This window comes from Sphingobacterium sp. JUb20 (assembly GCF_004342035.1).
In the GTDB taxonomy this organism is placed as follows: Bacteria; Bacteroidota; Bacteroidia; order Sphingobacteriales; family Sphingobacteriaceae; genus Sphingobacterium; species Sphingobacterium anhuiense.
Genome location: NZ_SLYV01000035.1, coordinates 1 through 1,919, shown reverse-complemented (window position 1 = coordinate 1,919; position 1,919 = coordinate 1). Strand labels below are relative to the sequence as shown.

Sequence of the window (1,919 nt, the reverse complement as noted above, 5' to 3'; positions counted from 1 at the left end):
AAAAAAATAAATTTTCACATTTATTTTGGAGAAACCAAAAAGATTTCTACCTTTGCAGTCCCAACGGAAACGAAGGGAAACAGAAACAAGATCGATAACGGCGCAATGCCGACATCATAAAAGCCGAAGCGAGATGCGGAAGCGACAGAAGTTCTTTAAAAATATAATCATGTAACGTAACGAGTAGTGTTGAGAAACGACGAAAGTTAAAAAAATCAACCTGTTCAATTTTAGAATTAGAAATTAAAATACAAGACAATTCTATTTATTATAAATAGTCTTGATCTTACACTTCATTTTACAATGGAGAGTTTGATCCTGGCTCAGGATGAACGCTAGCGGCAGGCCTAATACATGCAAGTCGGACGGGATTCAGGGAGTAGCTTGCTACAAACTGATGAGAGTGGCGCACGGGTGCGTAACGCGTGAGCAACCTACCCATATCAGGGGGATAGCCTCTCGAAAGAGAGATTAACACCGCATAACATCATTTACCGGCATCGGTTTTTGATCAAATATTTATAGGATATGGATGGGCTCGCGTGACATTAGCTAGTTGGAGAGGTAACGGCTCACCAAGGCTACGATGTCTAGGGGCTCTGAGAGGAGAATCCCCCACACTGGTACTGAGACACGGACCAGACTCCTACGGGAGGCAGCAGTAAGGAATATTGGTCAATGGAGGCAACTCTGAACCAGCCATGCCGCGTGCAGGATGACTGCCCTATGGGTTGTAAACTGCTTTTGTCAGGGAATAAACCTTTCTACGTGTAGAAAGCTGAATGTACCTGAAGAATAAGGATCGGCTAACTCCGTGCCAGCAGCCGCGGTAATACGGAGGATCCAAGCGTTATCCGGATTTATTGGGTTTAAAGGGTGCGTAGGCGGTCCTATAAGTCAGTGGTGAAAGACGGCAGCTTAACTGTCGCAGTGCCTTTGATACTGTAGGACTTGAATCTATTTGAAGTGGGCGGAATAAGACAAGTAGCGGTGAAATGCATAGATATGTCTTAGAACTCCGATTGCGAAGGCAGCTCACTAAGTTAGTATTGACGCTGATGCACGAAAGCGTGGGGATCAAACAGGATTAGATACCCTGGTAGTCCACGCCCTAAACGATGATAACTCGATGTTTGCGATACACAGTAAGCGTCCAAGCGAAAGCGTTAAGTTATCCACCTGGGGAGTACGGTCGCAAGATTGAAACTCAAAGGAATTGACGGGGGCCCGCACAAGCGGAGGAGCATGTGGTTTAATTCGATGATACGCGAGGAACCTTACCCGGGCTTGAAAGTTAGTGAATGATCCAGAGACGGATCAGTCCTTCGGGACACGAAACTAGGTGCTGCATGGCTGTCGTCAGCTCGTGCCGTGAGGTGTTGGGTTAAGTCCCGCAACGAGCGCAACCCCTATGTTTAGTTGCCAGCACATTAAGGTGGGGACTCTAAACAGACTGCCAGCGTAAGCTGTGAGGAAGGTGGGGACGACGTCAAGTCATCATGGCCCTTACGTCCGGGGCTACACACGTGCTACAATGGACGGTACAGCGGGCAGCTACATAGCAATATGATGCTAATCTCTAAAAGCCGTTCACAGTTCGGATTGAGGTCTGCAACTCGACCTCATGAAGTTGGATTCGCTAGTAATCGCGTATCAGCAATGACGCGGTGAATACGTTCCCGGGCCTTGTACACACCGCCCGTCAAGCCATGAAAGTTGGGGGTACCTAAAGCATGTAACCGCAAGGAGCGTGTTAGGGTAAAACCGATAATTGGGGCTAAGTCGTAACAAGGTAGCCGTACCGGAAGGTGCGGCTGGAATACCTCCTTTCTAGAGCATTCGGAATTGAAGCTCGTTACGGATACACATGATTTATATAAGAAACAAAAACATTTGAAGAAATGTGCCCATCCCTGAAA

General features: G+C 47.1%; 1 rRNA gene. It reads left to right on the top strand.

The features are described 5' to 3' along the window. The first annotated feature begins 300 nt into the window (after positions 1-300). A 16S ribosomal RNA gene (locus tag EDF66_RS25935) occupies positions 301-1,830 on the top strand. Positions 1,831-1,919 lie beyond the last annotated feature (89 nt).